The organism is Marinobacter sp. B-12, from assembly GCF_056857915.1.
In genome coordinates, this window is the sequence record NZ_JBSXOB010000006.1 from 1 (window position 1) to 8242 (window position 8242).

Below are 8242 nucleotides of genomic sequence, written 5' to 3' on the forward strand. Positions count from 1 at the left end.
TGAACTTGCCTCTCAGGGAGCGTCCAAAGCTCGGACGAGTGTTGAGGATGAAGCTGAATAAAAATCTACCCTAAAATTAGGCAATTCAATGGGTTGGGGGTGTTTCTGGGGAATTTTTCACGTTTGTCTGCCAACCCTCTAGTTTGTGACGACTGCAAGCATGAGAAACTGCTGGCGTTCAGCTGCAAACGCAGGGGATTTTGCCCAAGTTGCGGTGCAAGAAGGATGGCAGAAAGTGCCAAGTTGTTAGTTGAAGATGTTCTTCACGGTTACCCTGTACGCCAATGGGTATTGAGTTTACCCATCCCGCTTCGTCTACTTCTAGCTAGGTATCCCAAACACTTAAGTAAAATCATGCAAATCATTCATCGTGCTATTTCTTGCGATATTGTGCATCGGGCTGGGTATCTTAAGAAGCAAGCAAACACAGGAGCGGTGACTTACATTCAGCGATTTGGTAGTGCACTGAATCTCAATATTCACTTTCACATGCTCTTTTTGGAAGGCGTTATCACTCAGGAGTGTGGACAGTCCAAATTCAAGTGCGTTAAAGCACCAAACCACAATGATATGGAAACCCTCGTGAATGTCATTAGCCATCGCATCGCGACCTACTTGGAGAAGGCCGGGCTCGTTCAACGGGATATGGACAACACATTTCTCGATTTACCCATGGATGACGAAGATAGTTTACTGCCCTTGCAAGCAGCCTCTGTCAATTACCGCATTGCTGTAGGACCAGATACAGGCAAAAAAGTCTTTGCCTTGCAAACCTTACCTGCCAAAGACGAACAACATTACGGTCAATTAGCTCAAATAAACGGTTTTAGCTTACACGCTGGGGTGTTTGCAGACAGCCATCAAACTGACAAACTGGAAAGGCTATGCAGATATATCTCAAGGCCAGCGTTAAGCGAGCAACGATTGAGTCTAACCGATTCAGGAAAAGTAAGATATCAACTGAAAACTCCCTATCAAGACGGTACCACACATGTCTTTTTTACTCCCTTGGATTTCATAGGCAAGCTCGCGGCACTGGTGCCAGTGCCGAGGCTAAACCTTACGAGGTTTTATGGCGTGTTTGCTCCCAATGCTAAGGTGCGTGCCGAGGTAACGGCTTCACAACGCGGTAAGAATAGCCCTCGCTTAGCAGAGCATCTGAAAGATTCAGATAAACCATACCATGCGCGAAGCATGTCGTGGGCACAAAGGTTAAAAAGAGTATTCAATATTGACATCACAGTCTGTGAGGCTTGTGAAAAAACCAACGTCAAAATTATTACTTGTATTACGGATCCGGCTGTTATCCATAAGATTTTGGCGCACCTTGACAAGCAGACTCTTCTTGAAGCAAAAAACGATTCTCTAATGCCGCCACTTCGAGCTCCACCAGCCACAGCCTCATTCAGTGACTACATCATTCAACGCGACTTCGATTTTGGCGCATGAAGCACAAAAAACAGACCATCACTTGAACATGCAACATGTTGAGGTAAGGGCTTTCACATATCTCATTGCGGATTTCAGTACCAAAGACCAGTTATATTGCGTCTATCTTGATGACAACTACTTCACTGATTCCTGAAAAGTACCCATTTGACACACGTGCAACTGGCCTTAAATACAGCTGACACAGTGGGTAGTACATAGCGTTAATATTTCTTATACTCCCATATTTGGCGAGAAACAGGAGGCTTCCCTGTACTTATGTTACATGGCGCAGTGGAAAACGGCCGGATTTTTTATACCGAAAACAATAAAGGCTTTGCCTGTTTCCTGGCCAGGCAGGGCTTTGATGTCTATGTCGCCGATTTAAGAGGACGGGGCAAGAGCAGGCCAGCAATTCATGCTGATGCCAGTTATGGGCAGTTTGAAGCCATTACCCGTGACATCCCGCTTTTTATGGATTTCATCCATAGTAAAACTCATAAACCCATGCATTTGGTTTGCCATTCATGGGGGGGCGTGTTGTTGGCCAGCTGTCTGAGCCGGTTTCCAGAGCGGCTCAGCCAGGTGTGCTCGAATGTTTGTTTTGGCACCAAGCGGTCGGTCGCCATTACTAACCTGGAAAAGTTTATCAAGGTTAAACTTTTCTGGAATGCTTTTGCGGTCAAAATTGCCCGGCGTAAAGGCTATTTTGATGCAAAAAAATATAAGCTGGGTTCGGATAATGAAACCATACAATCGGTTGCTGACAGTGTTGCCTGGGTCAAAAAGGGCCATTGGCTGGACCCGCAAGACGGTTTTGATTATTTTGAAGCGGCTAAATATGTCAACTGGCCGCCGAGCTGGTACCTGACAGGCGTTAAGGATAAGGCGCTTGGCCATGCTGACGATGTTTTGAACTTTATTGAGGAAACCGCCAATACCGAGGCCAGGTTCAGTTTGCTGTCCAGGCAGGCAGGTAACGCTGTGGATTATGATCATATTGATATCCTGACACACCCTGAGGCAATATCCGATCACTTTCCTTTGATCAGCCAGTGGATGAAAGCACAGGAGTAGGTGTTTTTTCAGCTAATATACCCACTAAAAATAATACTCCAGGCTGATCTGAATATAGTCGTCCTGCCTGATGTTATAGATAATATCCTGCATATTATTGCTGGCCAGGAACCAGGCATCGATGCGCCATTTCCAGTTGTCATTGATGCGGCTGGAAGCTTCGATAAAGCCAGTGTGGCTGGCGGCATAATCGAGATCTTGCACATAGCCGAGCAGAACTTCACTGCCATTAATATCGTTGAGCGCCAATCGCGTGCCCAGCATCAAGGCATTTTTGTCCACAGGCTTAGTATTGTGATCGTTATCATACTGATACTCCAGTAGCCAGCCTAAATCCCAGACAGTATCAAAGATGCCGACAGAGGTATATTCAAAACCTGCTACGCCAGAAAAATAGCTTTGCTGCTGGCTTACGTCACGGTAAATACCTTCAAATTTATAGAGCCAGTCGTCGATGGCCATGAGCAGGTCGATGCCCAGTTGCTCCATCTGACCATAATAGGGCGTCAGGCTGATCTTATTGTTTACTGAGTTGGCGACAAATGAGGGATCTCTGGCCGTGCCGTTAAAGTAGGATAAACCTATGTCCCAGACATCCAGGGTATGGCTCCAGCGTATAGCATAATCAATATGACGATCTTCGGCAGAGGACTCGTAAATAGCATTGTCCTGGTTGATTTCGAACTCAGGCCTGAACCTGCCCTTCAGCCCGGGAAAGGTGCGCTCGCGAAAGCCTGGCAAGACAAAGAGATCTAAATTTCCCCAGTCTCGGATCAGGGTCAGGTTCACCATGGGTTGGCCGAGCTTATCTTCACCATCGAGGGCTTCCACCAGGTCGGTCTGATTAATCACATCCACCAGGTGCAGAGATTCTGCCTGTCCCCAGTAGACTATGCCGATACCGGTTCTTAGCTCCCAGTCTTCGCCGACATGAAGCCACATCAGTTCACGGATATCGCCGTGACTACGTTCGCTGTCCCTTTGATCCCAACGGTAAAACGGCTTGAAGGTGATACTGTCCGTCTCATCATTCCAGCTATGGTAGATCTCCGGCTCAATAAAAGCGGAAAGCTGGCTATTGTATTGGCCAGAATACAAGGGGTCCTGCAAAAAGCTGCGTTGTTCTATGGCTGCCTTGACTGTTATCTGTGTGTCTGCTGCCGTGATAAACGGCAGCAGGGCAAGGACAATGCCTAATAGTTTCTTTAAGTCAGTGATCATTTGGCACGCTTTAAGGTCGCTTTATTAAAGTCTTTATCCTTTAAGCCGGTCTTAAAGATCAGCTCTTTGGTGATAAAGTCGGTGCTTTTACCTGTTTGGTTATTAACCATGGACATTTTGTCGGCGCGCCAATATTTGTCCAGGTACAGCTTATAATCGCTAAAGGTCAGGGTTTTCAATAATGAACCCTTACGGTCATAAAACTCTATTTTTAGCGGGCGATAATGGGCCTTGTCGATCCAGTTGACTTGCTTGGTATAACCGGAATACTTGTCGACCGGATCTGACTCAACAACAAAGGTATCTTCGCCATTGAACAGTTCGTCGCGCAAATACTGGTAGCTGTATTTTTCCACTTCAAATGAACTTAGATCCTCAAAGGCAAACTCGCTGCCCATAAAGGGGCCTGATTTATTGCGCGAGGCAATACGTTTAACCCGTTTTAATGCTGGCAGATACATCCACTGATCATCCGGTGTCGTGGCATGAGAAAAGCTTAAGAACGCCGTGCCCTTCACGTCTCGTGGCTGATCGAATATGGTCAGTGCCTTGTCACCGTCATTTTCCACCTCCAGTGACTTCAGGCGCATTTTCCTGATCGTTTCCTGGCCCTGGGCGTTACGTAAAATCATTTCAGCCTGTGAGATAGAGTCCCCCCAGCCCAGGTCTCTTGCCTTACGTTCCTCGGCGATTGCCAGGCCTTTTTCTTCTGGTGTTTGTGCAAAAACAGGCGTTGATAACAAGCTGATGCCAACGACTATGCTACTAAGCTGCTTGTAAAACTTCATGATGTTTCTCCTGTTGGGTCTGTTTTTTTGTCCAATAATAATAAAAATGCCGGTAAAAATAGGAAGTCGACAATAAGGGCGGCCACTATGATGATGGCGGTCAACAGGCCCATATCTGAGTTGAGCCTGAAAGCTGACATTGCCAGAATACTAAAGCCTATGGTCAAGACCAGGGTGGTGATCCACAGGGCCCGGCCAACACTGGCAAAGGAGTAACGCACGCTGTCGGCGGCATCATGGCCTTCATTTCGGGCATGGCGGTATTTGCTTAAAAAGTGCACCGTATCATCCACTATGATCCCCAACGTCATGCTGAGTACCACGGACAGTCCCACATTGATTTCCCCCGAGTAGATGCCCCAGATACCGAAACCTATACCGGCTGGCAGCAGGTTGGGGAGCAGGCTGATGGCGCCCATGCGCCATGAACGCAGGGCGAAAACCAGTAACAGTGAAATTAAAACCAGCGCCAGCAGGGTGCCGTAGAGCATGCCCGTCATATTTTTCTCACCGATAAGGGCAAACATCAGGTTAGGACTGGCCGCTTTCATGTCAAAGCCCTGGCCGTTTTGGGCAAACCATTGTTGGGCGCGTCGTTCGAATGCGGTAAATTCTTTACTGCCCTGGTTTTGCATGGTCACGGTAATACGGGTGGCAGACTTGTCGATATTGATCTGGTTATTAAGATCCAGGCCATAAGGCAAGGACATTTCATAGAGTAACAAGTACTGTGCCGCCAGCTCCTGCTCCTGTGGCAGGGTATAGTAGTCTTGGTTATCGCCGTGCATATTCTTGTTCAGGCGTAAAAAGGTGCTGGAGATGCTGGAGACATGGTCCACTTCTGGCTGCTCGGCCAGCCAGTCGCTAAACTGTTTGACCAGGTTTAACATCTTGGGCGAATTCAATTGTGAAGCGTACTGGCCGAACAAGGCGAAATCTATTGTCGACATGCCGCTGATATTCTCTTGCTGAAAATCTGTTGATTGCCTAAATGCCGTGCTCTGATCAAAATACTCAGTGGAAACGTCGTTGATCTGGTTATTAAAGGTAAAGGCAAGGCTGGCAGCCATCACAATAAATGAGATGGGCAATAAACGCTTATGATGGGATATGACCCAGTCAGCAAGTTTTTCCATTTTACTGTCGTTATTGGTGACAAGCTTAGGTGTGCGCATGGGTAATATACGCAGCAGGGCTGGCAGTATGGTGACAGAGAAAGCAAAGGCCAGCATAATGCCTAGGGCGGTCAGGTTACCCAGGTCTGCCAATACTGGGACATCGGAAAAATTCAGGGTTAAAAAGCCGATAGCCGTGGTAACGCTGGTGATAAAAACGGGCATCAGGTTTAGTTTCATGCTGTAATCTAAGGCTTCGATTTTAGTCTTGCCCTTACGCATGGCAAATAGCATAGACGAGATAATATGCACGCAGTCGGCAACGGCTAGTGTCATCACCATAGTGGGAACATTGACCGTTGCTGTACTCAGGAAATAGCCCATCCAGCCGGACAGCCCCATGGTAGCGGCGATTGTGGTGACAATAATGATCAAGGTGGATAAGGTGCCGGTAAAAGATCTGAGTAATAACCAAAGCACGACAATAATGGCCAGAAACATAGCGGGCACCAGGGTCGAGGCGTCCTTTTGCGCTTCGCTGGCAAAAGAGTGGCTCATAAAGACGATACCTGTATGGTAGAAATCATGATCCGGGTATTGTGCTTTATATTCCTCTGTCATTTTAATGATAAAACCTGTGATATCGTTGACAGCAATGGAGGTATCCAAGGCCGTTTTTGGGGTATCTGCGTCTGGTAGTTGCACCGTGATATTAATGACGGCAACATGGCCTTTTTCCGACACCATACGCTTGACCAGGTTTGGCTCTTTTAGCGCCACTTCCCTGGCTCTGGCGATAGTTTGTTGATCTATCGTTTCCAGATCAGGAACGAGATCTTCGACGATCAGATCGTCTTCTTGCGCCCAGGTGTGCTGGTAATTGGTGATGGAGTCAACACGAGAAGAGTTTGGCGTCAGCCAGGCTTGATCTGTCATATTTTTAATGAGAGTCAGGGTTTCCTTTGAAAAGACATTACCTGACTTCGGCGCTATGATGATGGCGGCGTTTTCATTTTTGTTAAAGGTTGACTGCATGTGTTCAAACGCAGTCAGCTGAGGGTTGTCGTCGTCAAAGAAAACCTTGTAGTCACCGCGAAAATAGAGATTTTTTCCTCCCATGGTCGCGGCTGTTATTAACAGCATACCGATCAGCAGGATCAACCAGGGACGGTTGAGTACGGTATTGAGCCATAAGTGCCTCATGTTACCTTCCTTATTTTGTGACGTTTCGTCACTGACTTTGTTAAAAAAACAGCAGTAAACTCATATGCTGTTATATTTGTTACAAAACGCATTGCAATTCACAGGCTGACTTGCTTTTCGTTTTAGTTTTGTGACGAATCGTCACTCACTTTGTTAAAAAAACAGCACTCAATCACAGTGCTGCCATTTCTTCTGAAAATATTTCAGTGGCAATACGCTGCCAGGTTTTTTTGTAATCCCATTGATGGGATAAGGGCTTCCAGCCCATGCCATCCAGCATTATGCTGACGTTAAATAACAGTGCATAATTCAGTTCCAGTTGCTTGGCTTCTAGGGCATCGGCCGCCCCTATCATTAAGGCGTTAGTGCCGAATGATATTGCCCAGTTGGCAAAGCTCAAGCTATCGATGCCAACCCCCATACTGACGCTTAGTGAACCGTCTGCTAGCCCATCGTCGAAAACCTGGGTACAGATCTGCGGCATCTCAGCTTCAAGCGCCTCCAGCTCCTTTAATCGGGTAGGGCTGGCTTTTTCTCTGACCGCTGGTGTTTTGCCCGTCAACATACACAGGTATAAGGTCGGGTGGCTCAAACCATGAATACGCTGGGCAAAGTGCACGGCCAAACATCTTTCCCGGCTGTTACCATCAAAGGTCAGAGCCCGTTTTGTGATCTGCATCCCCAGCTTGGTTCCTTTGATGCAGAGCGCACACAACAAGTCTTCCTTACTGCTGAAGTGATTGTATACAGTGCCTTTGGAATAGTTACAGGCAGCCACCAGCTTATCCATGGTCAGGCCGGAAAAGCCTTCTGTTCCCATCAGCCTTTCCGCTATCGCCAGCAGCTCTTGCTCACGATCGGCAATAGCCGCCTGGCGCTTGTTTTTAAACTTGCCGATGAGGCATTTTGGCTCTGTAGTACTCCGGTCACAAAACTTCATAGCGTGAAACGAATAATATCGACCTTATTACAGTATAATGACGTTCCGTCACATTGACGAAGCGTCATTTTATTAAAATTACGCTTAATTGCAAGCTTATTTGGGTATACGGATTTAATGGTTGATGGGGCACCTTTACCCCACCAACCTGATACCATTATCAGATGGTTGATAGATCGACTCCGTAGTTGAGTTCCTCTGCGAAGTCCGGCAGTCCGTAACCGATGGTTTTCTTGTAGAAAGGAGAGACCTTCGCAGTCGGTGCCTTCTTCTTGTGCTTCGTGGTGTAGAGCATTCGTGCCCGCATCACCTCGAAGGAGTAACCGCGCCCTTCACGGTTCTTGTCCTTGGCCAGTCGGTTGATGGACTCCGTGTAAGCGTTGGTGACGGGCATGTCCGTCTCGAAGTAGGTCATGGTCTCTTCGCGCCAGTTTCCCACTGCCCTGACCAGATCGCTCCAGACTTCCTTT

Annotated in this window: 7 protein-coding genes; 2 read left to right on the forward strand and 5 right to left on the reverse strand. The window is 47.3% G+C overall.

The window, feature by feature from the left end; genetic code table 11:
• Positions 1 to 99 precede the first annotated feature (99 nt).
• Both AC13D2_RS00090 and AC13D2_RS00095 read left to right on the forward strand, forming a co-directional pair.
• Positions 100 to 1449 carry a transposase gene (locus AC13D2_RS00090; protein ID WP_482938018.1) on the forward strand — a complete coding sequence of 450 codons (1350 nt, stop codon included), beginning with the start codon at positions 100 to 102 and terminating at the stop codon, positions 1447 to 1449.
• Positions 1450 to 1707: 258 nt separating this feature from the next.
• On the forward strand, positions 1708 to 2505 hold the full coding sequence (locus tag AC13D2_RS00095; protein WP_020745569.1) for an alpha/beta fold hydrolase: 798 nt from the start codon (positions 1708 to 1710) through the stop codon (positions 2503 to 2505).
• A gap of 24 nt (positions 2506 to 2529) precedes the next feature.
• Here AC13D2_RS00095 and AC13D2_RS00100 read toward each other — a convergent pair whose 3' ends face one another.
• From AC13D2_RS00100 to AC13D2_RS00120, 5 genes are all read right to left on the reverse strand, one after another.
• Positions 2530 to 3726, reverse strand: coding sequence for a hypothetical protein (locus AC13D2_RS00100; RefSeq protein WP_138686918.1), 1197 nt, complete (start codon positions 3724 to 3726; stop codon positions 2530 to 2532).
• Complete coding sequence (locus AC13D2_RS00105; RefSeq protein WP_482938015.1) at positions 3723 to 4514, reverse strand: outer membrane lipoprotein-sorting protein; 792 nt, start codon at positions 4512 to 4514, stop codon at positions 3723 to 3725. The genes AC13D2_RS00100 and AC13D2_RS00105 overlap by 4 nt, the downstream gene beginning before the upstream one ends.
• The gene (locus AC13D2_RS00110) at positions 4511 to 6832 is read right to left on the reverse strand and encodes an efflux RND transporter permease subunit (protein ID WP_482938016.1); all 2322 of its coding nucleotides are present in this window, start codon (positions 6830 to 6832) and stop codon (positions 4511 to 4513) included. The genes AC13D2_RS00105 and AC13D2_RS00110 overlap by 4 nt, the downstream gene beginning before the upstream one ends.
• 172 nt (positions 6833 to 7004) lie before the next feature.
• Positions 7005 to 7772, reverse strand: a complete 768-nt coding sequence (locus tag AC13D2_RS00115) for a TetR/AcrR family transcriptional regulator (RefSeq protein ID WP_482938017.1) — start codon at positions 7770 to 7772, stop codon at positions 7005 to 7007.
• 160 nt (positions 7773 to 7932) lie between these two features.
• A partial coding sequence (locus AC13D2_RS00120; RefSeq protein WP_272582964.1) for a transposase occupies positions 7933 to 8242 on the reverse strand: 310 nt, incomplete at its 5' end.